Raw genomic sequence first — 479 nt, 5'->3', positions numbered from 1 at the left:
CCGCTGACATCTACAATGTCCAGCGTGTATAGTTCGCCTTCCTCTACGCTGCGGTTCCAAGCGACATAACCCTGCTCTGTCTCACGGAATACCGTGCGCAGTGCGTCATGATGCTGGACAATACGGTCCATCGTACGGAGCAGCGCGTCAACATCAAAGCGCCCGGCTCGGTACAGCATCATAGCCTGGTTGCTGTGGTGCAGGTCAGTTGGCTGCTGCTCGAAGAACCACCGCTGAATAGGTGTCAGATCCACCTGGCCTACGACTTCTTCCTGACTGGCCATCTTGCCATCGGTACGAAGCAACGGACTGAGCGATGCTACCGTTGGATAACTGAACAGATCCTTCATGTTCAGTCGGTAACCAGCTTGCAGCAAACGGGACGAGACTTGCAAGGCCTTGATCGAATCGCCGCCCAGCTCGAAGAAGTTATCCTGCGTGCCCACGGCTTCCACGCCCAGCACTCCGGCCCATACCGC

At 56.8% G+C, this 479-nt stretch carries 1 protein-coding gene; it reads right to left on the bottom strand.

What is annotated here, in order from left to right; genetic code table 11:
* Positions 1–479 (bottom strand): condensation domain-containing protein (locus AC5V8P_RS26085; protein WP_495474114.1); only part of this gene is annotated, 479 nt, incomplete at both ends.

The sequence above is a fragment of the Paenibacillus sp. N119s genome, assembly GCF_059447605.1.
This window is presented reverse-complemented; position numbering and strand designations above follow the sequence as displayed.